Annotated in this window: 23 protein-coding genes and 1 tRNA gene; 11 read left to right on the top strand and 13 right to left on the bottom strand. The window is 63.6% G+C overall.

Annotated elements, in window-relative coordinates:
* Window positions 1–105: 105 nt before the first annotated feature.
* The 4 genes from secA to AB6809_RS29155 all read left to right on the top strand — a co-directional run bounded on the left by secA (window position 106) and on the right by AB6809_RS29155 (window position 5,637).
* The gene (gene secA, locus AB6809_RS29170; RefSeq protein WP_006051823.1) at window positions 106–2,916 is read left to right on the top strand and encodes a preprotein translocase subunit SecA; all 2,811 of its coding nucleotides are present in this window, start codon (window positions 106–108) and stop codon (window positions 2,914–2,916) included.
* A 150-nt stretch (window positions 2,917–3,066) separates the two neighbouring features.
* Entirely contained in the window at window positions 3,067–4,308 is a 1,242-nt protein-coding gene (gene argJ / locus AB6809_RS29165; protein WP_053858767.1) for a bifunctional glutamate N-acetyltransferase/amino-acid acetyltransferase ArgJ, read from the top strand.
* A 40-nt stretch (window positions 4,309–4,348) separates the two neighbouring features.
* Window positions 4,349–5,218, top strand: coding sequence for an ATP-binding protein (locus tag AB6809_RS29160; RefSeq protein WP_006051825.1), 870 nt, complete (start codon window positions 4,349–4,351; stop codon window positions 5,216–5,218).
* Window positions 5,215–5,637, top strand: coding sequence for an NUDIX domain-containing protein (locus AB6809_RS29155; protein ID WP_371027728.1), 423 nt, complete (start codon window positions 5,215–5,217; stop codon window positions 5,635–5,637). The genes AB6809_RS29160 and AB6809_RS29155 overlap by 4 nt, the downstream gene beginning before the upstream one ends.
* Window positions 5,638–5,718: 81 nt before the next feature.
* Here AB6809_RS29155 and yacG read toward each other — a convergent pair whose 3' ends face one another.
* The 9 genes from yacG to AB6809_RS29110 all read right to left on the bottom strand — a co-directional run bounded on the left by yacG (window position 5,719) and on the right by AB6809_RS29110 (window position 13,995).
* Window positions 5,719–5,916, bottom strand: a complete 198-nt coding sequence (yacG, locus tag AB6809_RS29150; protein ID WP_029971508.1) for a DNA gyrase inhibitor YacG — start codon at window positions 5,914–5,916, stop codon at window positions 5,719–5,721.
* Window positions 5,917–6,055: 139 nt separating this feature from the next.
* The gene (zapD, locus tag AB6809_RS29145; RefSeq protein WP_006051828.1) at window positions 6,056–6,811 is read right to left on the bottom strand and encodes a cell division protein ZapD; all 756 of its coding nucleotides are present in this window, start codon (window positions 6,809–6,811) and stop codon (window positions 6,056–6,058) included.
* A 275-nt stretch (window positions 6,812–7,086) separates the two neighbouring features.
* On the bottom strand, window positions 7,087–7,689 hold the full coding sequence (gene coaE / locus AB6809_RS29140; protein ID WP_371027727.1) for a dephospho-CoA kinase: 603 nt from the start codon (window positions 7,687–7,689) through the stop codon (window positions 7,087–7,089).
* A 3-nt stretch (window positions 7,690–7,692) separates the two neighbouring features.
* Window positions 7,693–8,646: an A24 family peptidase gene (locus AB6809_RS29135; protein WP_371027726.1), complete on the bottom strand. Its 954-nt coding sequence runs from the start codon at window positions 8,644–8,646 to the stop codon at window positions 7,693–7,695.
* Window positions 8,647–8,673: 27 nt separating this feature from the next.
* A complete protein-coding gene (locus tag AB6809_RS29130; RefSeq protein ID WP_371027725.1) occupies window positions 8,674–9,903 on the bottom strand; it encodes a type II secretion system F family protein in 1,230 nt (409 codons plus the stop codon).
* Window positions 9,900–11,192 carry a GspE/PulE family protein gene (locus tag AB6809_RS29125; protein WP_371027724.1) on the bottom strand — a complete coding sequence of 431 codons (1,293 nt, stop codon included), beginning with the start codon at window positions 11,190–11,192 and terminating at the stop codon, window positions 9,900–9,902. The genes AB6809_RS29130 and AB6809_RS29125 overlap by 4 nt, the downstream gene beginning before the upstream one ends.
* 185 nt (window positions 11,193–11,377) lie before the next feature.
* Window positions 11,378–12,673: an HlyC/CorC family transporter gene (locus AB6809_RS29120; RefSeq protein WP_029971503.1), complete on the bottom strand. Its 1,296-nt coding sequence runs from the start codon at window positions 12,671–12,673 to the stop codon at window positions 11,378–11,380.
* 204 nt (window positions 12,674–12,877) lie between these two features.
* A tRNA-Pro gene (locus AB6809_RS29115) sits at window positions 12,878–12,954 on the bottom strand.
* Between the two features lie 48 nt (window positions 12,955–13,002).
* Window positions 13,003–13,995, bottom strand: coding sequence for a polyprenyl synthetase family protein (locus tag AB6809_RS29110; protein WP_006051834.1), 993 nt, complete (start codon window positions 13,993–13,995; stop codon window positions 13,003–13,005).
* A 247-nt stretch (window positions 13,996–14,242) separates the two neighbouring features.
* Here AB6809_RS29110 and rplU point away from each other — a divergent pair, with 247 nt between their 5' ends.
* The 4 genes from rplU to proB all read left to right on the top strand — a co-directional run bounded on the left by rplU (window position 14,243) and on the right by proB (window position 17,377).
* Window positions 14,243–14,554, top strand: a complete 312-nt coding sequence (gene rplU, locus AB6809_RS29105) for a 50S ribosomal protein L21 (RefSeq protein ID WP_006051835.1) — start codon at window positions 14,243–14,245, stop codon at window positions 14,552–14,554.
* Window positions 14,555–14,579: 25 nt separating this feature from the next.
* Entirely contained in the window at window positions 14,580–14,843 is a 264-nt protein-coding gene (gene rpmA, locus AB6809_RS29100) for a 50S ribosomal protein L27 (RefSeq protein ID WP_006051836.1), read from the top strand.
* 228 nt (window positions 14,844–15,071) lie between these two features.
* The gene (gene cgtA, locus AB6809_RS29095) at window positions 15,072–16,193 is read left to right on the top strand and encodes an Obg family GTPase CgtA (RefSeq protein ID WP_006051837.1); all 1,122 of its coding nucleotides are present in this window, start codon (window positions 15,072–15,074) and stop codon (window positions 16,191–16,193) included.
* Window positions 16,194–16,258: 65 nt separating this feature from the next.
* The gene (gene proB, locus AB6809_RS29090; RefSeq protein ID WP_114156495.1) at window positions 16,259–17,377 is read left to right on the top strand and encodes a glutamate 5-kinase; all 1,119 of its coding nucleotides are present in this window, start codon (window positions 16,259–16,261) and stop codon (window positions 17,375–17,377) included.
* 112 nt (window positions 17,378–17,489) lie between these two features.
* On the opposite strand, the gene AB6809_RS29085 is transcribed toward proB, so the two are convergent.
* Both AB6809_RS29085 and AB6809_RS29080 read right to left on the bottom strand, forming a co-directional pair.
* Window positions 17,490–18,047, bottom strand: a complete 558-nt coding sequence (locus AB6809_RS29085; RefSeq protein WP_006051839.1) for a CNP1-like family protein — start codon at window positions 18,045–18,047, stop codon at window positions 17,490–17,492.
* Between the two features lie 83 nt (window positions 18,048–18,130).
* On the bottom strand, window positions 18,131–18,871 hold the full coding sequence (locus AB6809_RS29080; RefSeq protein WP_006051840.1) for an RNA pyrophosphohydrolase: 741 nt from the start codon (window positions 18,869–18,871) through the stop codon (window positions 18,131–18,133).
* Window positions 18,872–19,168: 297 nt separating this feature from the next.
* On the opposite strand from AB6809_RS29080, the gene AB6809_RS29075 reads away from it, so the two are divergent.
* Together AB6809_RS29075 and AB6809_RS29070 are read left to right on the top strand one after the other, a co-directional pair.
* Window positions 19,169–20,905: a proline--tRNA ligase gene (locus AB6809_RS29075; RefSeq protein ID WP_029971501.1), complete on the top strand. Its 1,737-nt coding sequence runs from the start codon at window positions 19,169–19,171 to the stop codon at window positions 20,903–20,905.
* A gap of 12 nt (window positions 20,906–20,917) precedes the next feature.
* Window positions 20,918–21,517: a MarC family protein gene (locus AB6809_RS29070; RefSeq protein WP_006051842.1), complete on the top strand. Its 600-nt coding sequence runs from the start codon at window positions 20,918–20,920 to the stop codon at window positions 21,515–21,517.
* Between the two features lie 87 nt (window positions 21,518–21,604).
* On the opposite strand, the gene AB6809_RS29065 is transcribed toward AB6809_RS29070, so the two are convergent.
* Both AB6809_RS29065 and ffh read right to left on the bottom strand, forming a co-directional pair.
* On the bottom strand, window positions 21,605–22,156 hold the full coding sequence (locus AB6809_RS29065) for a hypoxanthine-guanine phosphoribosyltransferase (protein ID WP_006051843.1): 552 nt from the start codon (window positions 22,154–22,156) through the stop codon (window positions 21,605–21,607).
* A 132-nt stretch (window positions 22,157–22,288) separates the two neighbouring features.
* Complete coding sequence (ffh, locus tag AB6809_RS29060; protein WP_029971500.1) at window positions 22,289–23,656, bottom strand: signal recognition particle protein; 1,368 nt, start codon at window positions 23,654–23,656, stop codon at window positions 22,289–22,291.
* A gap of 80 nt (window positions 23,657–23,736) precedes the next feature.
* Between ffh and AB6809_RS29055 the strand changes: the two genes are divergently transcribed.
* A complete protein-coding gene (locus AB6809_RS29055) occupies window positions 23,737–24,684 on the top strand; it encodes an inner membrane protein YpjD (protein ID WP_029971499.1) in 948 nt (315 codons plus the stop codon).

Raw genomic sequence — 24,684 nt, 5'->3', positions numbered from 1 at the left:
AATTCACTCTTGGACTAAGCCGCCGAGGCCATTCCGACCCCGGAGCGCGCGTGCTTTTAACCGCACGCCGCGACCAGCCGAAGCCGCGACGCAGACACCGATCCGATGACCACCGGTTTTCTACAGAAGATTTTTGGCAGCCGCAACCAGCGGCTAGTCAAGCAATATCAAAAGACCGTCGCGGCGATCAATGCGCTCGAGCCGCAGATCGAGCAATTGACGGACGATCAACTGCGCGCCAAAACGGACGAGTTCCGCCAGCGCATCGCGAGCGGCGAGTCGCTCGACAAGCTGCTGCCGGAAGCCTTCGCGGTCTGCCGCGAGGCGAGCAAGCGGGTGCTGAAAATGCGCCACTTCGACGTGCAGCTCATCGGCGGCATGGTCCTGCACTACGGCAAGATCGGCGAAATGCGCACCGGCGAGGGTAAAACGCTCGTCGCCACGCTGCCGGTCTACCTGAACGCGCTGTCGGGCCGCGGCGTTCACGTCGTCACGGTGAACGACTACCTTGCGCAGCGCGACGCCGAATGGATGGCGCGCCTCTACAACTTCCTCGGGCTGTCCGTCGGCATCAATCTGTCGCAGATGGATCACGACGCGAAGCAGCAAGCGTACGCCGCCGACATCACGTACGGCACGAACAACGAGTTCGGCTTCGACTACCTGCGCGACAACATGGTGTACGAGCCGGAAGCGCGCGTGCAGCGGGGGCTGAACTTCGCCGTCGTCGACGAAGTGGACTCGATCCTGATCGACGAAGCCCGTACGCCGCTGATCATCTCGGGCCAGGCCGAAGACCACACCGAACTCTACGTGCGCATGAACGCGCTGCCGCCGCTGCTCGAGCGCCAGATCGGCGAAGAGAAGGCTGACGGCACCGGCGTCGAAAAGCCGGGCGACTATACGCTCGATGAAAAAGGCCGCCAGGTGTTCCTGACCGAATCGGGCCACGAAAAGGCCGAGCGCCTGCTCGCCGAATGGGGCTTGATCGGTGAAGGCGAAAGCCTCTACGCGCCGCAAAACATCACGCTGATGCACCATGTGTATGCCGCGCTGCGCGCACACACGCTGTTCTACAAAGACCAGCATTACGTGGTGCAAAACGGCGAAGTGATCATCGTCGACGAATTCACCGGCCGTCTGATGGCGGGCCGCCGCTGGTCGGACGGGTTGCACCAGGCCGTCGAAGCGAAGGAGCACGTGAAGATTCAGAGCGAGAACCAGACGCTCGCTTCCATCACGTTCCAGAACTACTTCCGCATGTACGCCAAGCTCGCCGGCATGACCGGCACGGCGGACACGGAAGCCTACGAATTCAACGAAATCTATGGTCTCGAAACGGTCGTCGTTCCGACCAATCGTCCGCCCAAGCGGATCGACAAGCAGGACCAGATTTACAAGACCGCGAAGGAACGCTACGACGCGGTGATCCGCGACATCCGCGATTGCTATGAGCGCGGGCAGCCGGTGCTGGTCGGCACGACGTCGATTGAAAACTCCGAGCTGCTGTCGCATCTGCTGAAGCAGGCCGGTCTGCCGCACGAAGTGCTGAACGCGAAGCAGCATGCGCGCGAAGCGGAGATCGTCGCCGAAGCGGGCCGTCCGAAGCGCATCACGATCGCCACGAACATGGCCGGTCGCGGCACGGACATCGTGCTCGGCGGCAACGCGGAAAAGCAGGCGTCGTTCATCGAACTGGACGAGACGATTCCCGAGGACGAAAAGCGCCGCCGCATCCAGAAGCTGCACGACGAATGGCAGGCGCTGCACGATCAGGTCAAGGCCGCGGGCGGTTTGCACATCATCGGCACCGAGCGTCATGAATCGCGCCGGATCGACAATCAGCTGCGCGGCCGTGCGGGCCGTCAGGGCGATCCGGGTTCGTCGCGCTTCTATCTGTCGCTGGAAGATCCGCTGCTGCGCATTTTCGCGGGCGACCGCGTGCGCGCGATCATGGACCGCCTGAAAATGCCGGAAGGCGAGGCGATCGAAGCGGGCATCGTGTCGCGCTCCATCGAATCGGCGCAGCGCAAGGTCGAGGCGCGCAACTTCGATATTCGTAAGCAACTGCTCGAATACGACGACGTCTCGAACGATCAGCGCAAGGTCATCTACCAGCAGCGCAACGAACTGCTCGAGGCAAACGACATCACGGAAACCATCGGCGCAATGCGTCATGGCGTGATTGCGGACATCGTTCACCAGTTCGTGCCGGCGGGCAGCATTGAAGAACAGTGGGACGTGCCGGAACTCGAGGAAGTGCTGCGCAACGAATGGCAGCTCGACCTCGCGATCCAGGAAATGATCAACGAGTCGAACTCGATCACGTCGGACGAGATTCTCGAAGCGGTGGAGGCCGCCGCGGACGAAGCGTACGAGGCGAAGGTCGAACTGGTCGGCCGCGAATCGTTCAGCGCGTTCGAGCGCTCGATCATGCTGCAAACGCTCGACCGTAGCTGGCGCGAACATCTGGCCGCGTTGGACCACTTGCGCCAGGGCATCCATCTGCGCGGCTATGCGCAGAAGAACCCGAAGCAGGAATACAAGCGCGAGGCGTTCGAACTGTTCGCCGCGATGCTCGACGCGGTCAAGCTCGAAGTCACCCGCATCGTGATGAACGTGCAGATCCAGTCGCCGGAGCAGCTCGAACAGGCGGCCGAACAGATGGAAGAGCAGGGCGGCCATCTGGAGAACGTCGAGTTCCGTCATGCGGAATTCGCCGAGGCGTCGGCTGCGGCGCCCGCGGCCGTGGAAGCCGCGACTGCCGCGATGATCGGCGACGCAATGAGCCACGCGTCGTCGTCGCAAGCGGCGTCGGCTGTCGGCGCGGACGGCGTGCCGAAGGTCGGCCGCAACGATCCGTGCCCGTGCGGCAGCGGCAAGAAGTACAAGCAGTGTCACGGCAAGATCGCATAATGCCGAAAGCGGCGCGCCTCTGAGCGCGCCGCGTCGCTTTGCCAGTATGTTGTGGTTGATTTCGCGGTGCTCCGGCATCTTGCCCGAGCCACCAGTTCCGTTTTCCTCGATGCCGGCGCCCGCCGGCATTTTCTTCGACAGGTCGCGACCATGGCTGTCAATTTCCCCTCGATCGATCCCGCTCAACTGCATCCCGTCGCCGGCGTCACGCTCGGCTGGGCGGAGGCGAACATTCGCAAGCCGAACCGCAAGGACGTGCTGGTCATTTCCGTCGACGAAGGCGCGACGGTAGGTGGCGTGTTCACGCAGAACCGTTTCTGCGCGGCGCCCGTCACCGTGTGCCGCGAGAATCTCGAGCGCGTGCGCGCCGGCGGCAAGCCGATTCGCGCGCTCGTGATCAACACCGGCAACGCGAACGCGGGCACCGGCGAACCGGGCCTCGCGCATGCGCGCGAAACCTGCGCGGAACTCGCCCGCCTCGCGGACATCGCGCCGGAACAGGTGCTGCCGTTTTCGACCGGCGTGATTCTGGAACCGCTGCCGGTCGATCGGTTGAAGGCGGGTTTGCCTGCCGCCTTGGCCAATCGCAAGGAAGCCAACTGGTACGACGCCGCGCAGGCGATCATGACCACCGACACGCTGCCGAAAGCCACCTCGCGCCAGGTCACGATCGACGGCCACACCGTCACGCTGACCGGCATCAGCAAGGGCGCGGGCATGATCAAGCCGAACATGGCGACCATGCTCGGCTTCCTCGCGTTCGACGCGGCGCTCGCGCAGCCCGTGCTCGACGCGCTGGTCAAGCACGTGGCGGACCGCTCGTTCAACTGCATTACGATCGACGGCGACACGTCGACCAACGATTCATTCATCCTGATCGCGTCGGGCAAATCCAGCCTGCCGGCGATCACGTCCACCGACTCGCCCGCTTATGCAGCGTTGCGCGACGCGGTGACCGAAGTCGCGCAGACGCTCGCGCAATTGATCGTGCGCGACGGCGAAGGCGCGACCAAATTCATGACGGTTCAGGTGGAAGGCGGTTCGAGCGTCGGCGAATGCCGCCAGATCGCGTATGCGATCGGCCATTCGCCGCTCGTGAAGACGGCTTTCTACGCATCGGACCCGAACCTCGGCCGCATCCTGGCGGCCATCGGCTATGCCGGCATCGACGATCTCGATGTCGGCAAGATCGATCTGTATCTGGACGACGTGCTGGTCGCGACTGCCGGCGGCCGCAATCCGGCGTACCGTGAAGAAGACGGCCAGCGCGTCATGAAAAAGAGCGAGATCGGCATTCGCGTCGTGCTCGGTCGCGGCAATGCGCAAGCCACGATCTGGACTTGCGATCTGTCGCACGACTACGTGAGCATCAACGCCGACTACCGCTCGTAATCCGGTTCATCACGCGGCCTCGGGCCGCTCACTCATTGTCATGGACAAACTCGAACAGTTTCTGACACGGGCCGAAGCCGTGCTCGTCCGCCTCGAAGCGATGCTTCCGCCCGCCGCGCCTGAAATCGACTGGTCGGCGGCGGTGGCGTTTCGTTGGCGCAAGCGCCAGGGGCGCGGCTATCTGCAGCCGGTGCCGGCCATCTCGGACATCACGCTCGACGATCTGCAAAACATCGATCGCCAGAAAGCGCTCATCGAGCAGAACACGCGCCAATTCGTCCACAAGCTGCCCGCGAATAACGTGCTGCTAACGGGCGCGCGCGGCACCGGCAAGTCGTCGCTGATCAAGGCGTGCCTGAACGCGTACGCGAAAGACGGCCTGCGTCTCATTGAAGTCGACAAGGACGACCTGCACGACCTCGGCGATATCGTCGATCTGATCGCGAAACGGCCGGAACGCTTTGTCGTGTTCTGCGACGACCTCTCGTTCGAAGACGGCGAGTCGGGCTACAAGGCGCTGAAAGTCGCGCTCGACGGCTCGGTCGCCGCACAATCGGACAACGTGCTGATTTACGCGACGTCGAACCGCCGCCATCTGCTGCCCGAGTACATGAGCGACAACGAGACCTACAAGCACACGTCCGATGGTGAGATTCATCCGGGCGAGCTTGTCGAAGAAAAGATCTCACTGTCAGAACGTTTCGGGCTGTGGGTCAGCTTTTATCCGTTCAAGCAGGACGACTACCTGTCGATCATCGCGCATTGGCTGCGGCATTTCGGCTGCAACGACGCCGAAGTCGAGGCGGCGCGCGGCGATGCGCTGGTGTGGGCGCTGGAGCGCGGGTCGCGTTCGGGGCGTGTGGCGTGGCAGTTCGCGCGCGACTGGTCCGGCCGGAAAGCTCAGGCGTGAGCGACGCTCTGACAAACGCAGCGGGCCGCCCGGTGACGGAAGTCGCCGTCGGCGTGCTGGTGCAGCCGGACGGGCGCTATCTGCTCGCGCAACGTCCGGCCGGTAAGCCGTACGAAGGCTACTGGGAGTTTCCGGGCGGCAAGCTGGAGGTGGGGGAATCGGTCGAGGCGGCGCTCGCGCGCGAGTTGCACGAGGAACTCGGCATCGACGTAAAGGCTTGTCACCTCTGGCATACGCTCGAACACGACTATCCGCACGCCTACGTGCGGCTCTTTTTCTGCAAGGTGACGCAGTGGACGGGCGAGCCGCATGGCCGCGAAGGTCAGGCGTTTGTCTGGCAGGCGTTGCCCGCCGACGTGTCGCCGCTGTTGCCCGCCACCATTCCAGTGCTGGAATGGCTCGCGGCGGAGAAACAGTAATCGGGAAAGGAAACGGCGCGGTTGCGGCCACTCGCGCTCAGGTGCGGCGCGAACGGGGCGCGCCGTGCCGTACCGTACCGGTCAATGCGGGTTGTAGTCCCCGTCAGGCGTCTCGTCCGACGACGCTTCCTGATCGGTCCCGCCGATCTTGTACTTCTCGGCGGCCCAGGCGCCTAGATCCATCTGCTTGCAGCGCTCGGAGCAGAATGGGCGAAACCGGCTTTCAGGTGTCCAGCGGACGTCCTTTCCGCAAGTGGGGCATTTGACGACGGTTGGCATACGGTCAGGCAACTAGTGCAATTTGAACAGTAACGAATATAAGGGCATTTGGCGCCGCTTTAAAGGCGCGGCTGGCTGCGGGCGCCTGCTGTATGTATCTGTGTATCCGAATCTGTCCGACAGTCGGAACGGACGGGGCTTACAGGCTGCAAAGCGTGAGCTGGAAGGGCACGTCGACGTCCACCGCGCGCGGACGCAAGTCGCCGTCCTGCACCGTGAAGCGCACCCACAGCATGTACTTGTTCGCGCTGGCCTCGGGAATCACACGCAATTCGGGCGCCACGCGTACCTGCATCAACTGATACGAGCGGCCCGACAGCATTTGCTGATAGCTGCCCGCCATCGCCATGACCTTCGATGCCTGGCCGGACTCGCGTGCAAGCCTCAGCACGATCGTGGCGGCGTCGCGCAGCGGCAGCAGCGGCATGACCCATTTCGCGATGTCCTGACGACGCTGATCCGGATGAAGCTGCTGCCACGCATAGTACGACGGCAGATCGAACTTGCAGGTGCCGCCCGGAATGATCGCGCGGCTGCGGATGCTCGCAAGCCATTCGTTCTCTGCAAGATGCTGGCCGGTCTTGCCCTGCATCTGCGAAAGCCCCGCCAAGGTCTGCTCGATTTCGCCGAGCACGGCTTCAAGCGCGCTCTGCTCGATTCCCGGATTGCCGCGAAACGGCGCGAGCGTTTGCCGCTGCCGCTCGAGTTCCTTCATCAGATCGGACTTGAGATCCGCACGACCCGCTACCTCGGAGATTTCGAACAGCGTAGTCAGTGCGACGTGATGTTCCCTGGCGTCTTGCTGCGTCAGAAAGAACGTGAAGCGCTCGAACAGATCTTCGAGGCGCAATAGCGTCCGGATTCGCTCGTTGAAGGGGTACTCGTAAAGGATCAAGCGGGCTCGCCTCGGGCGTGGTCGGTGACGGGATTGCAGGACATTCTAATGCCGTGGGACTACCCTAGCAATCGCGCGCTTTTTGTGCGCGTCTGTGCAAACTTTTCTGCGCGTTTTCGGCGGTTTTCAACTGCGTCGGCATGCAGACTGTGCCGAAGTTCAACGATTCGCGCCAACGGCTGACGTCAGGCATCGGCGCGCGGTTTTGTCGTCAAAGCGAGATGCCCGCGGCATGCGTGCAGACGCTCGCGCTGCGCCGCTGACTTCTGTGCCGCTTACGCTCCCACGAGCGCAAGGTACGCGCGATGCTGCGCGTCGACTTGCGCCGCCAAGGAGGCAAGCGGCGCGTTGTCGTTCACGATTACGTCGTCGGCGGCGGCGAGGCGCGCTTCGCGCGTTGCCTGGCGCGCGATGATCGCAAGCACCTGATCGCGGCTGAAACCGTTGCGGCTCATCACGCGCGAGATTTGCGTCTCCACGCTGCAGTCCACGGCGAGCACGCGATTCACGCGGTTTTTCCAGCTTCCCGACTCGACGAGCAGCGGAATCACGACGATCACATACGGCCCCTTCGCCTCGCGTTGTTCGCGTTCGGTTTCTGCGCGAATCAAAGGATGCGTGATGTTCTCGAGGCGCTTGCGTGCCGCGTCGTCGCTGAAGACGAGTGCGCGCATGCGCGCGCGGTCGAGCGAACCATCGGCGGCGACGAATGCATTGCCGAACTCGGCGGCGATCTGCGGCATCGCCATGCCTTGCGGCGCGGTGATGCGATGCGCGATCACATCGGTGTCGACGAGCGGCACGCCGTGCGCCGCGAAGAGATCGGCTACCGTCGATTTGCCGCTGCCGATGCCGCCAGTCAGTCCCACCACGAACATGCTTCAGCCTCCGAGAGCCAGATAAAGCGGTGTGCCGAGGAACAGCGTGAGTGCGCCGCCCGCTGCCAGAAACGGACCGAAAGGCAGCGGTTCTTCGAAGCGCATGCGGCCGCGCCACGTGGCCGCGAGGCCGACGACCGCGCCCGCCACGGCGGCCACCAGCACGATCTGCGGCAGCGCGGCCCAGCCGAGCCACGCGCCGAGCGCGGCGAGCAGCTTGAAGTCGCCGTAACCCATGCCGTCGATACCTCGCACCAGCCGGAACAGCCAATGCACGGCCCACAGCACGAGGTAGCCGAAGATTGCACCCAGCACCGCATCGTGCAGCGGCGCGAACATACCGTTGAAATTGACGATGATGCCCGCCCACAGCAGCGGCAACGTCATCGAGTCCGGCAGCAGATGCGTGTCCATGTCGATCGCGCTCATTGCCAGCAGCGCCGCACACAGCCCGAATGCGGCAAGCGCGGCGAGCGTCGGGCCGAACAGCGCGAGCGCGAGCGCCGCGAGCGCCGCGCTGGCAAGCTCGAGCAGCGGATAACGCAGGCTCACGCGCGCCTTGCATGCCGAGCAGCGGCCGCGCAACAGCAGGTAGCTCAGCACCGGCACGTTCTCCCACGCACGCAGCACGTGCCTGCAGTGAGGGCAGGCGCTACGCGGCACCCACAGGTTGTAGCGCGGCGGCAGGCCGTCTTCTTCGAGAGCTTCGTCCGTCGCCTCGCTCACTTCGAGGCGCCACGCCCGTTCGAGCATGATGGGCACTCTATGCACGACCACGTTCAGAAAGCTGCCGATCACGAGACCGAACACGATTGCAAAAGCGAACTGCAATGCAATGGGCAGGCTGCCGAATGCCTGGCCGGAGCCGGCTGCGAAATGCGCCGGCAGCAGGCTTGAAAGCGGGCCCGAAAGCAGGCTGGATGAGGTGTCTGGCACGAGTGAATGAGCTGCCTGCATGGATAAACAATGGATTCGGCTGCGATGCTACACCACGTTGCCGAGTTGAATAATGGGAAGATACATCGCGATGACGAGGCCGCCGACGAGCGCCCCAAGCACAATGATGACGAGCGGTTCGCACAGGCTCGACAGCGTGCCGATTTTTTCGTCGACCTGACGATCGGCAAGCGACGCCACGTCGAGCAGCATGGTGTCGATTGCTCCGGACTCCTCGGCAACCGCGATCGGCTGCACGACCTCGGGCGGAAAGCAGCGCGCCGCGCGCATGGCCGCGGCAAGCCGTTCGCCGCGCCGCAGCCTCACCGCGATGTCGACGGTCGCGCGATCGAAAAATGCATTGCCGGTGGCGTGCGTGAGCGAGTCGAACGCATCGGCGAGCGGCGTGCCGGCGGAGAGCAAGGTGCCGAGCGCACGGCTCCAGCGCGCGGCACAAAGCGTCGCGAGCAGCGCGCCGGCGATTGGCATTTTCAACGACAAGCGCGCGAAGCGGATGCGCGCCGCTTCCGAACGTCGCAGGAGAAACGTCACCGCCGAACATGCGGCGACGATGACTGCGATCGCGGGCACGCTCCACGTCGCGACGCCGGACGACAGCGCCAATACGAATTGCGTGGGCGCGGGCAACCGGGCGCCGAAGCCGTCGAAGATCTGTTTGAAGATCGGCACGACCCAAACGAGCAACGCAGCCGTGATTGCAAGAGCAAGCAGCAGAATCGCCACCGGATACGTCAACGCGGCGCGCACTTTTGCGCGTTGCGCTGCGGCGCGTTCGCGGTCGTCGGCGATTCTCGCGAGAACGGCGGGCAAGGCGCCGGCCGCTTCGCCCACTTCCACCAGTTGGCAATACAGTGCGTTGAACTGCGACGGGTGCCCATGTAACGCAGCGGAAAAACGCAGACCCGCGGTGATGTCGCGTGCCAGTGCGCCGACGATGCGCGGCATGCCCGCACGGCGCGAGTTTTGCGGCTGAGCCAGCAGATCGAGCGCGGGCGCGAGCGGCAAGCCGGCGCGCAGCAGGCTGGAAAGCTGGCGTGTGAACAGCGTGACTTCGGCGGCATTCGCTTTTGGGCGCGGCGCCGGTCCTTCCGTCTTCAGGTCGGTCAGGAAGACATTCTCGCGCTTCAGAAGTGTCCGCGCAGTGGCTGCGTCCGGTGCGATGAGCACGCCGGTTTTGCGGCTGCCATCGACGTCGACGCCGCGCCATCGGAAGCGCGTATCGGTCGATGCAGGACGGCGCGTTATCGGTGTGCTCACGCGAGATCCGTTGCAGCGAGCGCCTCGGCGAGGCTCGTGGTGCCGTCGCGCACAAGGGCCAACGCGGCGGCGCGCAGCCTGCCGACCCGTTCGCTGTAGGCCTGCCGCGCGAGTTCATGGCTGCCGGCACGCGCGACGATCAGATCGCGCATGGCATCGGACACCGGCATGACCTGATGGACGCCGACGCGGCCCCGATAGCCGATGCCGTGGCAAGCGGCGCAGCCGGTGGCCGCATACGGCTGCCAGTCGCCGAGCTGATCGTCGGCGAAACCGGCGGCACGTAGGGCGGCGGCCGAATGTGGCGCGGGCGCCCGGCACGCCGCGCACAGGCGCCGCACGAGCCGCTGCGCGGTCACCATGCGCAGCGCGGCGGCGAGGTTGTACGGTGCGACGCCGATGTCGATCAGGCGCGCGACGGCGGCCGGCGCGTCGTTCGTGTGCAATGTGGACAGCACCAGGTGGCCGGTTTGCGCGGCTTTTACGGCGACGTCGGCGGTCTCCTCATCGCGTATTTCGCCGACCATGATCACATCCGGGTCCTGGCGCAAAAACGCCCGCAACGCGACCGCGAAAGTCAGCCCGGCCTTCTCGCGCACGCTGACCTGATTGATGCCGGCTAGCTGGATTTCGGCCGGATCTTCGACGGAACAGAGATTGCGCGCCTCGCTATTGAGCAGGTTCAGAAAGCAGTACAAGGACAGCGTCTTGCCGCTGCCTGTCGGTCCCGTGACGAGCACGAGACCGTGCGGCGCGCGAATTGCCGCATCGACGGCATCGCGCTGCTGCGCGTCGAGCCCGAGCAAGTCGAGCGAAAGATCCGCCGGCAGCGCGTCGAGCCTGCGCAACACGAGCTTTTCGCCAAATAGCGTGGGCAGCGAGTTGACGCGGTAGTCCTCGAGCCGTCCGGGCGACGTGGCGATGCGCAGCCGGCCGTCCTGCGGCACGCGCCGCTCGGCGATGTCCATGCGCGCAAGCACCTTCACACGCGTGATGAACGCGTCTCGCAGATGAGCCGGGGGCGGCGAGATTTCGTGCAGCACGCCGTCGATACGCAGGCGCACCCGCCAGCCGTTTTCAGCCGGCTCGATGTGCAGATCCGACGCATTGCGGCGCGTCGCTTCGCGTAGCGTGTCCGTCAAGAGACGCACGGCGGGGGCGTTGTCTGGATCGTTGAGCGTTGCCGCGCCTGAGTCGGCGGTGAGCGGGTTGGGCTTGTTGCGCGACGCGTTTGCGCCGTCGGTGGGCAGCGGCCGCAGCGATGCGGCGGGTTGAAAAGAAGCTTGCATGAGGAGCCGGCGATGCGCCGCCTGTAGAACACGACGGCTCCAGTTTCCGGCAAGGCGCGTCTGAATGACACTCGGCCATTCGGCTAATGGTGCGCGCTCGGACCTTGTGCGATGCTGTCTGTGCGGGCGGTGAGGCGAGCGGTTGATCCGCATGCGAGGCGACCGACGACCGTCCGCCGAATCCGCTAACCGAGCAGCGCCTTGCCCTTTGCGCGCGCCGGCGGTTTGAACAGCTTGACGGTGCGGATCGCCTGATCGTCGCTGCGCATGACTTCGAGTTTGACGTCGCGGATCTGCACGCAGACATCGCCGTCGGGAATGTCCTCGAGAATTTCGAGGATCAGGCCATTGAGCGTTTTTGGGCCGTCAGTAGGCAGCGTGAGTTGCAGCCAGCGGTTGAGCTCGCGCAGCGGCATGCTGCCCGCGACGATGCATTCGCCATGCTCGTTCCAGCCGCCGCGTGAACTGGCGCCACGCGGGATCGAGGTAGTGAATTCGCCGATCAGTTCCTCGATGATGTCTTCCGGCGTGACGAGCCCTTGCAGTTCGCCGTATTCGTTGACGACGAGCGCAATGCGGTGGCGGCTCTCCTGGAAATACTGCAACTGCTGGAACACGGGCGTGCCGGTCGGCACGAAGTAAGGCTCGGTGAGCAGTTCGCGCAGCGTCTCGCGCTCCAGTTCCTGGTTATGCAGAGCCGCGAGCGTCTTGCGAACGTGCAGTACGCCGAGCACGCGGTCGATGTCGCCCTGATAGACGATCAGCTTGTTGTGATAGCAGGTTTCGAGCTGATGCAGGATCTGTTCGAACGGCGCGTCGAAGTCGAGCGCCTCGATGCGGCGGCGCGGGATCATCACGTCGTCCACGGAAATGTTTTCGAGGTCGAACAGGTTAAGCAGAATGCTGCGGTGCTTGGTCGGCATGAAGCTGCCGGACTCGAGCACGATGGTGCGCAATTCCTCGGTGGACAGGCGCTGGTCGCGCGCGCCTTTTGTGTTGATGTGCAGCACCCGCAAGATGCCGGTGGCGAACAGGTTGACGAACCACACGAGCGGTCTGGCGACGCGCATCATCGGCGCGATCAGCAGACTGGCGGGCAGTGCGATTTTCTCGGGGAAGGTCGCGCCGACGATCTTCGGCGTGATCTCCGCAAAGACGATGATCAGGAAGGCGACGATGCCGGTCGCGATCGACAGTACGAGGTTGTTGCGCCCGAACGTGTGCAATGCGATCGAAGTCGTCAGAACCGGGATGATCGTGTTGAACAGATTGTTGCCGATCAGCACGACGCTCAGCAGTTGATCGGTATGCGCCAGCAGACCCTGCGTGGTCTTCGCGCCGAGCGCGTTTTTGCTAGCGAGATGCTTCAGCCGATGGCGGTTGAGCGCCATCATCGCCGTTTCGGAAATCGAGAAGAAGCTCGAGCAGACAAGCAGCAGGAAGACGGCGCCAATCTGCGCCCATAAGGGAAGTTGTTCCACGCGTCGCGAAGGATAGAGGGGGAAAGGATGGAGAGAATATAGCAGAGGGGGCTGCCGAAGCCGTGCGCGGCGCCGCCCTGAAAACAGGGCCTTTGCGCTCGACATGGCCGCGGCATGCGGGCTCTAACGAACATGCGCCGCAAAAACAAAAAACCGCCGAGCAAGCTGGGCGATTTTTCGAGCCTTGAACTAACAAGGCAAATCTGGTCGGGGTGAGAGGATTCGAACCTCCGGCCTCTACGTCCCGAACGTAGCGCTCTACCAGGCTAAGCTACACCCCGAAAAGTACTGCGAACTCGATTCAGACTAAACCGGCGTTTCCGTCTCGTTTAAGACTGTCTCGCCGTCGAGTAAGAACATAATTCTAGCAGGCTTTCTTTGTAAATGGAATCCGGGAACGAAGAAATTGCGGCGGCGGCTGCTTGCGCCTCCTGCTTCGCGCATTCGAGCGTGTGGTCGAGCGCGCCTGAACGCGTGATGGCTTCGAAAATCGTTTCGAAACGGTCGGTGCCGCCTTGTTCGATGGCCTCGCGGGCAAGCGCCGATTGCTCGGGCGTGCCGCGCTCGATCAGATAGATGAGCGGCAGCGTGGGCTTGCCTTCGCGCAAATCGTCGCCGGCATTTTTACCCATGGACTCTGCCGTGCCCGTGTAGTCGAGCCAGTCGTCCATGATCTGGAAGGCCGTGCCGATGCGCCGGCCGAATTCCGCCGCGGCCGCTTCGATGCGGGCGTCCGCGCCGGCCAGCACCGCGCCGAGTTGCGCGGCGGCCTCGAACAGCTTCGCCGTTTTGTAACGGATCACCTGCATGTAGCGGGCTTCGTCCACGTCGGCGTCGTGCATGTTCAGCAGCTGCAGCACCTCGCCTTCCGAGATGATGTTGGTCGCCTCGGCCAGGATCTCCATCACGCGCATCTTGCCTACCCCGACCATCATCTGGAACGAGCGCGAATACAGAAAATCGCCGACGAGCACGCTCGCCGCGTTGCCGAAGAGCGCGTTGGCCGTCTGGCGGCCGCGCCGCAGATCGGATTCGTCGACCACGTCGTCATGCAGCAGCGTCGCGGTGTGGATGAATTCCACGACCGCCGCCAGTTCATGCCGATGCCCCGTGGTTTCTCCGAGCGCGCCGGCCACCAGCAGCAGCAGCGCGGGCCGCAGCCGCTTGCCTCCGGCACTGATGATGTACTCGGAGATCTGATTGATCAGCATCACCTCGGACGCAAGACGGTGCCGGATGACGCGATTCACCTGCTGCATGTCTTCGGCTATCGGAGCGAGCAGGCTGGCGGCGTTGGAGGAGGGGGTGGCAGTCGACGACATGATGGCTGAATTGGGTAGTGCCGCGAATTATAAGGCGAATCGCGGTGGTTCCGGGTCGCGGACTGCCGTGCGCCGCGCCTTACGGCAGCGCACAGAGCAGCGTGGAGCGGCGCCCGGCGGCGGGCCGCGCGTCACCCGGACGGCACGGCGGCTCTCAATGAGTTTTGACCGAGCAGCTAACTCTATGTATAATCACGGGTTTCCGCGCGCGGTGCGTGGAAAAAATGAACACAGAGTGAGGTTCTCAATGTACGCGGTCATAAAAACCGGTGGCAAGCAGTATAAAGTTGCCGTCGGCGAAAAACTTAAAGTAGAACAGATACCGGCAGACATTGACGCTGAAATCACGCTCGACCAGGTTCTCGCAGTGGGCGAAGGCGAATCGATTAAGTTCGGTGCGCCGCTGGTCAGTGGGGCTTCCGTCAAGGCTACCGTCGTGTCGCAAGGTCGTCACAAGAAAGTGACCATCTTCAAGATGCGTCGCCGGAAGCACTACCAGAAGCATGGCGGCCACCGCCAGAACTATACCGAACTGCGCATCGACGCGATCAACGCGTAAGCGCACCGGTTAAGGAGCAAATCAAATGGCACACAAAAAGGCAGGCGGATCGTCCCGGAACGGCCGCGACTCCGAGTCGAAGCGACTTGGCGTGAAAGTGTACGGCGGTCAGGCTATCAACGCTGGCGGCATCATCGTTCGTCAACGTGGCACGCGCATGCACGCTGGCGAGAACGTCGGTATCGGCAAGGATCACACCTTGTTCGCGCTGACGGACGGCCACGTCAAGTTTTCGACGAAAGGCGCCGCGAAGAAGCACATGGTCAACGTGATCCCGGCAGCAGTCTGAGCTTGCTCAGGCACGGGCTTCAGGACCGGAAAAAGGCCCCGCGAAGTTAGCGGGGCTTTTTTTATTGCGGTAGCGGCTGTTGCCGCCGCGAATTCTGACGTCGTCCTATGCCGTTCGGTCGATTGATCATCGCGCGGCGGGCGCGGCAAAATAGCTGTATCAGGCAGTATCCGGCAACAACACATCTGGCAGCACCATCTGGCTGTACACCACGGGACGGAGTTACGCATGAAGTTCATTGACGAAGCGAGGATTGAAGTCATCGCCGGCGACGGAGGGGATGGCAGCGCGTCGATGCGCCGCGAGAAGTTCGTTCCGTTCGGCGGCCCCGATGGCGGCGACGGCGGGCGGGGCGGCAGCGTGATTGCGGTAGCAGACCGCAACATCAACACGCTGATCGACTATCGCTACGCGAAAAAACATATGGCGCGCAACGGCGAAAACGGCCGTGGCGCGGACTGCTACGGCAAGGGCGGCGACGACATCACGCTGCGCATGCCGGTCGGCACCACGATTACCGACATGGAAACCGGCGAACTGATCGCCGATCTGACCGAGCACAATCAGAGCGTGAAAATCGCGGAGGGCGGTGCGGGCGGTTTGGGCAACCTGCACTTCAAGTCCAGCACGAACCGCGCGCCGCGCCAGAAAACGGACGGCAAGCCGGGCGAGCGCCGCATGGTGCGCCTCGAACTCAAAGTGCTGGCCGACGTCGGTCTGCTCGGCATGCCGAACGCGGGCAAGTCGACGTTCATTTCTTCGGTATCGAACGCGAAGCCGAAGATTGCCGACTATCCGTTCACCACGCTCGCGCCTAATCTCGGCGTGGTGCGCGTTGGGCCGAGCCGCAGCTTCGTGATCGCGGACATTCCGGGCCTGATCGAAGGCGCGGCTGAAGGCGCGGGGCTCGGTCACCAGTTCCTGCGGCACTTGCAGCGCACAGGTCTGCTGCTGCATATCGTCGACATCGCGCCGTTCGACGAATCCGTCGACCCGGTCGCGGAAGCCAGGGCGATCGTCAACGAACTGCGCAAGTACGACGAGCAGCTGTATCAGAAGCCGCGCTGGCTGGTGCTCAATAAGCTCGACATGGTGCCCGAGGACGAGCGCGAAGCGCGCGTGTCGGCGTTCCTCGAAGGCTTCGGCTGGGACGGCCCGGTGTTCGAAATCTCGGCGCTGACCGGTCAGGGCTGCGAGAGCCTTTGCTACGCGGTGTTCGACTACATCGCCGCGCATTCGGAAGCTCAGCGCGCGGCTGAGGCTGAAGATCTCGCCGCCGACGTGCGCTTTCGCGACAAGCCCGAAGCGCCGGCCGCCGCCAGCGAATCCAGCGCCGATCCGCAGGAATAAACAACGGGAGCGCCGGCCTTTCGGGGCCGGTGCGTGTCAGGCGTCATCTTGGGAGACCACGCACAATGCGTTCCGTCATCGCAGATTCACGGCGATTGGTAGTGAAAGTCGGCTCGAGCCTCGTCACGAACGACGGCCGAGGCCTCGATCATGCTGCGATCGGCCGCTGGGCTGCGCAGATCGCCGCGTTGCGCGCTCAAGGTAAGGAAGTCGTGCTGGTGAGCTCCGGCGCGATCGCGGAAGGCATGCAGCGGCTCGGCTGGACCAAGCGGCCGCGCGAAATCGACGAATTGCAGGCGGCCGCCGCCGTCGGTCAAATGGGCCTTGCCCAGGTCTACGAAAGCCGCTTTGCCGAGCATTCCATTCAGACCGCGCAAATCCTGCTGACGCATGCGGACCTCGCGGACCGCGAGCGCTATCTGAATGCGCGCTCCACGCTGCTGACGCTGTTGCGGCTCGGCGTGGTGCCGATCATCAACGAGAACGACACGGTCGTCACCGACGAAATCAAGTTCGGCGACAACGACACGCTCGGCGCGCTCGTCGCGAACCTGATCGAGGGCGACGCGCTCATCATCCTCACCGATCAGCAAGGGCTTTTCACCGCCGATCCGCGGAAAGATCCGACCGCGACGCTGGTTCAGCAGGCGGATGCCGGCGCGCCCGATCTCGAAGCGATGGCCGGCGGCGCGGGTTCGAGCCTCGGCCGAGGCGGCATGCTGACCAAGATTCTCGCCGCCAAGCGCGCCGCTCACAGCGGAGCGAACACGGTGATAGCCAGCGGCCGCGAAGCCGACGTGCTGTCGCGGCTCGCCTCGGGGGAAGCGATCGGCACGCAACTGATCGCACGCACCGCGCGCATGGCAGCACGCAAGCAGTGGATGGCCGATCACCTGCAGGTGCGCGGCCACGTCGTGATCGACGACGGCGCCGTCGAGAAGGTGACCGCGGGCGGCAAGAGCCTGCTGCCTATCGGCATTGTCGGCGTGCAGGGTGCGTTTGCGCGGGGCGAGGTGATCGCTTGCCTGAACGCAGCGGGCCGGGAGGTGGCGCGCGGCCTCACCAATTACAGCAGTGCCGAAACCAAGCTGATTCAGCGGCGTCCGAGCGGCGAGATCGAGTCGGTGCTCGGCTACATGCTCGAACCGGAACTGATTCATCGGGACAACCTGGTGCTGGTTTGAGTGGGTAATCAATCAGCGGTCAGTGGCTGGCAAAGAGACACCAGGCAGCAATTAAAAAAGCCGTTCCAGTCACCACCGGAACGGCTTTTTTGCCTAATGCATCGTCAACGGTTCAATGAATTAAAGACGTCGCCGTGCGCTTATAGCGGATGTTCTCGATAATCGACTTGGCGCTGCCTGTCGGCAGCTTGTTTGCACACAGATAGTCCTGGTACAGCGCCGCGTGATACGCGTTGAGCGCGCCGTTCTCGATGCGCGTGAAGTCGTTGGCAACGGTTCTGTCCCAGCCGTCGTGATCGGCGTTCAGGCCGGCATACAGACGCCATTCGTAGGTGTCGCAGCGAATGCCCTCGTAGTTCACATTGCGCGCGCCGCTCGGGCTCGTGACCACCACCGTGTAGCGCACCACGCCGTCGGAACCCACCGTGAGCGACGTCGGATCTATCGCGAAATGCAGCGGCGTATTGCCCGACACTTCGAACGGAAGGAGGCTGGAGTCCTGCGGCAGCGGCGGCAACGTCTCGACCTTGTTTTCGACCCAATTGGTAGGCCGGTCGAGCAGATAGGTAAACGCGCTGTCATCCTTATTGGTGGGTTTGCCGGCACTCGAACAGCCAGCCAGAAGGGCGCCGGTGGCGACGCACGCCACGACGAGAGCGAGAGCTTTCAATATGGTTTTCCTCAAAAAACGGGCGCGGCTCCCGGGTCCGGGGGCCGCGCCCGCATAGCGGCACGGAAAGCCGCGCAGAACGATCAACTACGCACGCCTTGGCGAAGCAACGAAACGGCAGCCTCGCGAGCTGCGTCTTCTTCAAGCTCCGACGCGGCGCTGGCCTCGTCCGTTGACGCGGCATTTTCACCGCAGTCGGACGCGCTTGTTGTGCGAACCGAAGTTTCGATTCTGACGGACGTGACCGTTGTCACCGTCATTACCGTGGAATCCGGCGGACTTTCCATTGACGACGCTATCCGTGGATAGCGCGGCCCATGATGAGCGCCGGGTTTTTCCGCACGCGGCACAGTCCGGCGCATGAAACGGGACAGCTCCGTCAGCGCCAACTGATACACATCCCGCTTGAACTCGATCACACAGTCGAGCGGCACCCAATATTCGTTCCAACGCCAGGCATCGAACTCCGGGTGGTCGGTGGCGCGCAAGCAGATGTCGCAATCGCGCCCCACCATTCGGAGCAAAAACCAGATTTGTTTCTGGCCGCGGTAATGACCGCGTACCTCACGCTTGATGAACTTGTCAGGCACCTCGTAACGCAACCAGTCGCGCGTGCGACCAATCACCTTGACGTGCTCAGGAAGCAGGCCGGTTTCTTCGTGTAACTCCCGATACATCGCTTGCACGGGGGTCTCTCCGTACTTGATGCCCCCTTGCGGAAACTGCCAGGAATGTTCACGGAGCCGTTTGCCCCAAAACACCTCGTTGTGCGCGTTCAAGAGGATGATGCCGACGTTCGGGCGAAAGCCTTCACGATCCAGCATACAACCACCTTCGAATCCTTTAAAATTGCTTTGATTATAAACAGATAACGGCCCTGACGCACCGATTCGCACCAGAATGGAACGATTCGCCGCAAAAGGCCTGCATTTGCGGTAGCCTGTCAAGCTTCCCGCGCGTCATCCCTTGTGCAGAAGGCTTTGCGCGGCGGCGTCGCCGGCGCTTTGGCGTCGGTGCGGCGCAGTGCAGCACACCGCGGGTTCTGGCGCCGCAGCCGTGTCGATTTCCCGTTTCACCCTTTCGGGCGGTCCCTCCGGAGCCGCCGCTTTTGGAAAATCTGAATGAAAGCTTCCCGTTTCTTTATCGGCACCCTGAAAGAAGCTCCGGCAGACGCCGAGATCGTCAGCCACAAGCTCATGGTGCGCGCCGGCATGATCCGCCGCGTCGCCGGCGGTATCTATAACTACCTGCCGATCGGCCTGCGCTCGATCCGCAAGGTGGAAGCCATCGTGCGCGAGGAAATGAACCGGGCGGGCGCTATCGAATTGCTGATGCCGGCCGTGCAGCCGGCCGAGTTGTGGCAGGAGTCGGGCCGCTGGGAAAAATACGGCCCCGAATTGCTCCGCTTCAAGGACCGCAAGCAGTCCGATTTCGTCATCGGACCGACGCATGAAGAAGTGGTGACGGACATCGCGCGTGGCCAGATCAAGAGCTACCGTCAGTTGCCGGTCAACTTCTATCAGATCCAGACCAAGTTCCGCGACGAAATCCGTCCGCGTTTCGGCGTGATGCGCGGCCGCGAGTTCATCATGAAAGACGCGTACTCGTTCGACAAGGACGCGGCGGGTCTGCGCGAGTCGTATCGCAAGATGTACGACGCGTACGTGCGCATTTTCACGCGCCTCGGTCTCGACTTCCGCGCGGTCGCGGCGGACAACGGTTCGATCGGCGGCAGCGGCTCGCATGAGTTTCACGTGATCGCCGAAACGGGTGAGGACGCAATCGCCTATTGCCCGACTTCCGACTTCGCCGCGAATGTCGAAGCGGCCGAAGCATTGCCGCTGTACGCGCAACGCGCCGCTCCCACCGAGGAGCTGAAGAAGACGCCCACGCCGGGCAAGGCAAAGTGCGAGGCCGTCGCCGAGTATCTGAACATTCCGCTCGAACGCACCATCAAGTCGATCGTGCTCGCGACCGAAAACGAAGGCGCCGAGCCGACCATCTGGCTGCTGATGCTGCGCGGCGATCACGATCTGAACGAGATCAAGGCAAACAACTTGCCGGGCCTCGCTGACTTCCGCATGGCGACCGAGGCTGAGATCATCGAGACCTTCGGCACGCCGCCGGGCTATCTCGGCCCGCTCAACACGAAGAAGCCGGTGAAGGTCGTGGCGGACCGCACGGTCGCGAACATGAGCGACTTCGTGGTCGGCTCGAACGAGGTGGACTTCCACACCACCGGCGTCAACTGGGGCCGCGATTTGCCGGAGCCGGTCGTCGCGGACATTCGCGACGTCAAGAAGGGCGATCCGTCGCCGGACGGCAAGGGCGTGCTCGACATTTGCCGCGGCATCGAGGTCGGCCATGTGTTCCAGCTCGGCACCAAATATTCCGAAGCGATGAACGCGACCTGCCTCGACGAAAACGGCAAGCCGCAGCCGATGGAAATGGGCTGCTACGGCGTCGGCATCACGCGTATTCTGGGCGCCGCGATCGAACAGAATTTCGACGACAAGGGCATCATCTGGCCGGAATCGATCGCGCCGTTCGAAGTCGTCCTGTGCCCGATGGGCTATGACCGCAGCGAAGCCGTGCGCGAGCAGGCCGACAAGCTGTACGCGGAACTGGTGGAGGCAGGCATCGACGTGATTCTGGACGACCGCGGCGAACGCCCCGGCGTGATGTTCGCCGACTGGGAGCTGATCGGCGTGCCGCATCGTCTCGTGATCGGCGACCGCGGCCTGAAGGAAGGCAAGCTCGAATATCAGGGCCGCCGCGACGCCGAGGCGACCCTGCTGCCGGTCGACGAAGCCGCGCAAACGGTGATCGCGAAGGTGCGCGCGGCGCTCGCGCGCTAAGCGGAGCGGACGGTGGAGTACACCTTCCTGTCCGCGACCGTCCTGCTGATTCTCATCACCGATCCGCTCGGCAACATTCCGCTCTTCATCAGTTGTCTGCGCGGTGTGTCGCCGAAGCGTCGCACCGCTGTGATTCTGCGTGAGGTCGCGATTGCGTTTGCGATCCTGCTGCTGTTCATGGTGCTGGGCGACGCGTTCTTGCGGATGATGAGTCTCACGGACCAGTCGTTGCGAATCGGCGGCGGCATCGTGCTGTTTCTGATTGCGCTGCGCATGGTGTTCCCGCATCCGGACGGCCCGTTCGGTGGCGACGCGCGCGGCGGCGAGCCGTTGATCGTGCCGCTGGCCATTCCGGCGCTGGCCGGGCCGTCGGCGCTCGCAACGGTGATGCTGTTGACGTCGCAGGCGCCCGGCAAGATGTTCGAATGGATCGGCGCGCTGACCGTCACCATGATCGTTTGCGCTGTGGTGCTAATGCTGGCCGAGCGCATTCAGGCATGGCTCGGCGAGCGAACCATGATGGCATTCGAGCGTCTGATGGGACTCGTGCTGGTGGCGATTTCCGTCGAGATGATGCTCGGCGGTATCCGCGCCTTCGTGCATCAACTCTGAAGCCGGCGGCGCGCCTTATCGCTGCGCAATGAAAAAAGCGGCCCAGGTAGGCCGCTTTTTCGTTCCAGCGCAAGACAGATGAAGAACTCACGCGCCTTCGGTCAGCGCGCGAATGGTCGGCAGGTTGCGCCAGTAGCCTTTCGCGTCCATGCCGCAGCCGAACACATAGCGGTCCGGCACTTCGAAGCCGCAGTAGTCCGGGCGCAGCGGCTTGGCCTTCGGAATGATCTTCTCGCACAGCACCGCGCTCAGGAAGCGCTTCGCGCCCATCGCGAGAATGCGGTCGCGAATCGCGGCCATGGTCTCGCCTTCGTCGAGAATGTCGTCGAGCACCAGCACCACGCGATCCTTCACCGACTCGGCCGGCGCCACGCGCCACTGCATCTCGTTGCCGCCTTTGGTGGTGTTGCGATAGCGGGTCAGGTGGATGTAGTCGAACTCGAGCGGAAAGTCGAGGTGCGGCAACAGCATGCCGGTGAACACCGCGGCGCCGCCCATCACCGAAAGCACGAGCGGGAAGTCCTCGCTTATTTCGGCGCGGATGGCGGCAGCCATGCCGCTGATCGACGCGTTCACGTCGTCGGCCGAAACGATTTCTTCGGAGTGGCTAAAAATGTGGAGAGCTTCTTCGCGGTTCATGACGTCTGACGGGCGGTGACTGTATACATAGTGTGAGCGGGAATGCTCTCAACCAATTCCTTTTCCGAGGCGGCGGCTATCGGCGGGCGCAGTGCAACCCGCACGACGCGCGTGCCGCCGTCTTGCTAAAGCTTAGCGCATGCCGGGCAACATGCCCTTCATGCCGCGCATCATCTTTTGCATGTTGCCGCCCTTCAGCTTTTTCATCATCGTGCGCATCTGGTCGTACTGGTTCAGCATGCGGTTGACTTCCTGCACCTGCACGCCCGCGCCCGCGGCGATGCGGCGCTTGCGCGTGGCCTTGATGAGATCCGGCTTGGCGCGCTCGAGCGGCGTCATCGAGTTGATGATGCCTTCCATGCGGCGCATCTGTTTTTCAGCCTGGCTCATGTCGGCGCCGGCGGCGGCCTGCTGAAATTGCGCGGGCAGCTTGTCCATCAGCGACGACAGCCCGCCCATGCCCTTCATTTGCGTGAGCTGCGCGCGGAAATCGTTCAGGTCGAAGTCGCCGCCTTTCTTCACCTTGTCGGCGAGTTTTTGCGCGGCCTGAACGTCGACGCCCTTCTGCGCTTCTTCGACGAGCGCGAGAATGTCGCCCATGCCGAGAATCCGGTTCGCCATGCGATCCGGATAAAACACTTCGAGGCCGTCGAGCTTTTCCGCGACGCCGACGAACTTGATCGGCTTGCCCGTGACGTGACGCACGGAGAGTGCCGCGCCACCGCGCGAGTCGCCGTCGAGCTTGGTCAGCACGACGCCGGTGAGCGGCAGCGCGTCGCTAAACGCTTTCGCCGTGTTGACGGCGTCCTGGCCGAGCATCGCATCGACGACGAACAGCGTTTCCGCCGGCTTCAGCGTGGTATGCAGCGCGGTGATTTCCTGCATCATCGCTTCGTCGATACCGAGACGGCCGGCCGTGTCGACGATCAGCACGTCGTGATAGTGACGCTTGGCCCAATCCACCGCCGCACGCGCGATGTCCACCGGCTTCTGATCCGGTTCCGACGGGAAGAAATCCGCGCCGACCTGCTCGGTCACCGTCTTCAACTGCGCGATAGCAGCAGGGCGATAGACGTCGCACGAAACGGTCAGCACCTTCTTCTTGTACTTTTCGCGCAGCAGCTTGGCGAGCTTGCCGACCGTGGTCGTCTTACCCGCGCCCTGCAAACCCGCCATCAGGATGACGGCCGGCGGCGTGACGGCCAGGTTCAGCTCCGATGCCTTGCCTTCGTAATCGCCGCCGATCACCGCGGTCAACTCGCGCTGCACGACGCCGACGAGCGCCTGACCCGGCGACAGACTGCTGATGACTTCCTCGCCGAGCGCCTTCTCTTTCACCTTCGCGATGAACTCGCGCACGACGGGCAGCGCCACGTCCGCCTCGAGCAGCGCAAGGCGCACTTCGCGCAGCATTTCCTGGGTGTTCGCCTCGGTGAGCCGGGCTTCGCCGCGCAGCGTCTTGACGACGCGCGCCATCCGTTGAGTCAGATTGTCGAGCATGGGGAGCGATGAACAGTGCGGCCCGGGCGGGCGCGAAGCGGAAGACGTCGCGGGGCGGGGGCCTAGTGTAAACTTCGAATATGGATATTGTACTGTATGCCCTCACCGCGCTCCTGTACGGCGGACTCGCCGTAGCGGGCTGGCGCTCGCACCGGCACGCCGGATCGCGCTCCATGCTGGAGAGCGTCGCGCCCATGCCGGCCGGCGCGGCAACCACGGCCGACGCGCGTTCCGGGTTCGCCGGGGCCGCGGCGTCGGGCATGAGCTCATCGGGCCGCGCGCTGCTGTTCGTCGCGCTGCTCGCGCACGGCGTGCTGCTGCACACCACGATCTTCCCGCAGAACGCGATGGTGTTCGGCTTCGCCTTCGCGCTCTCCGCGATGTTCTGGCTCGGCGCCGGCATCTATTGGATAGAAAGCTTTTTCTTTCCGCTCGACGGGCTGCGTCTGCTGGTCTTGCCGCTCGCCTGCGTCGCGTCGCTGTTGCCGCTCGCGTTCAACGGCGTGCGTGTGCTGCCGTATTCGGCCGCGCCCATGTTCAAGCTGCACTTCCTGATCGCCAACATCGCGTATGGCCTGTTCGCGATCGCGGCGCTGCACGCCGTCCTGATGCTGCTCGTCGAGCGGCGTCTTCATGCGATGCGCGGCGGCGTCGCGCAGCGGCATGTGGCCGCAGCGGGCAACGGCTGGCTCTCCAGTTGGCTCGATACACTGCCGCCGTTGCTCACGCTCGAGAAGCTGCTGTTCCGTCTGATCGGCGCGGGCTTCGTGCTGCTCACGCTGACGCTGGTATCGGGCATTCTGTTTAGCGAGCAACTGGTCGACCGCGCGCTGCGGCTCGATCACAAGACCGTGTTCGCCATTCTTTCGTGGGTGATGTTCGGCGCGCTCCTGACGGCGCGCAAGGTGTCCGGCTGGCGCGGCCGTGCCGCATTGCGCTGGGTGCTGGCGTCGTTCGTCGCGTTGCTGCTGGCGTACGTCGGCAGCCGTTTTGTTTTCGAGGTGCTGTTGCACCGAGCTGTAGTGTGA

Origin of the sequence: Paraburkholderia sp. RCC_158, assembly GCF_041355255.1 — a bacterium.
Classification (GTDB): Bacteria; Pseudomonadota; Gammaproteobacteria; order Burkholderiales; family Burkholderiaceae; genus Paraburkholderia; species Paraburkholderia graminis.
This window is presented reverse-complemented; position numbering and strand designations above follow the sequence as displayed.

Bases quoted from the DNA above. Each gene is read 5' to 3' on its own strand.
- secA (WP_006051823.1), top strand. From the start codon at position 106: ATGACCACCGGTTTTCTACAGAAGATTTTTGGCAGCCGCAACCAGCGG.
- argJ (WP_053858767.1), top strand. From the start codon at position 3,067: ATGGCTGTCAATTTCCCCTCGATCGATCCCGCTCAACTGCATCCCGTC.
- AB6809_RS29160 (WP_006051825.1), top strand. From the start codon at position 4,349: ATGGACAAACTCGAACAGTTTCTGACACGGGCCGAAGCCGTGCTCGTC.
- yacG (WP_029971508.1), bottom strand. From the start codon at position 5,916: ATGCCAACCGTCGTCAAATGCCCCACTTGCGGAAAGGACGTCCGCTGG.
- coaE (WP_371027727.1), bottom strand. From the start codon at position 7,689: ATGTTCGTGGTGGGACTGACTGGCGGCATCGGCAGCGGCAAATCGACG.
- AB6809_RS29135 (WP_371027726.1), bottom strand. From the start codon at position 8,646: ATGCAGGCAGCTCATTCACTCGTGCCAGACACCTCATCCAGCCTGCTT.
- AB6809_RS29125 (WP_371027724.1), bottom strand. From the start codon at position 11,192: ATGCAAGCTTCTTTTCAACCCGCCGCATCGCTGCGGCCGCTGCCCACC.
- AB6809_RS29110 (WP_006051834.1), bottom strand. From the start codon at position 13,995: ATGTCGTCGACTGCCACCCCCTCCTCCAACGCCGCCAGCCTGCTCGCT.
- rplU (WP_006051835.1), top strand. From the start codon at position 14,243: ATGTACGCGGTCATAAAAACCGGTGGCAAGCAGTATAAAGTTGCCGTC.
- rpmA (WP_006051836.1), top strand. From the start codon at position 14,580: ATGGCACACAAAAAGGCAGGCGGATCGTCCCGGAACGGCCGCGACTCC.
- cgtA (WP_006051837.1), top strand. From the start codon at position 15,072: ATGAAGTTCATTGACGAAGCGAGGATTGAAGTCATCGCCGGCGACGGA.
- proB (WP_114156495.1), top strand. From the start codon at position 16,259: ATGCGTTCCGTCATCGCAGATTCACGGCGATTGGTAGTGAAAGTCGGC.
- AB6809_RS29080 (WP_006051840.1), bottom strand. From the start codon at position 18,871: ATGCTGGATCGTGAAGGCTTTCGCCCGAACGTCGGCATCATCCTCTTG.
- AB6809_RS29075 (WP_029971501.1), top strand. From the start codon at position 19,169: ATGAAAGCTTCCCGTTTCTTTATCGGCACCCTGAAAGAAGCTCCGGCA.
- AB6809_RS29065 (WP_006051843.1), bottom strand. From the start codon at position 22,156: ATGAACCGCGAAGAAGCTCTCCACATTTTTAGCCACTCCGAAGAAATC.
- ffh (WP_029971500.1), bottom strand. From the start codon at position 23,656: ATGCTCGACAATCTGACTCAACGGATGGCGCGCGTCGTCAAGACGCTG.
- AB6809_RS29055 (WP_029971499.1), top strand. From the start codon at position 23,737: ATGGATATTGTACTGTATGCCCTCACCGCGCTCCTGTACGGCGGACTC.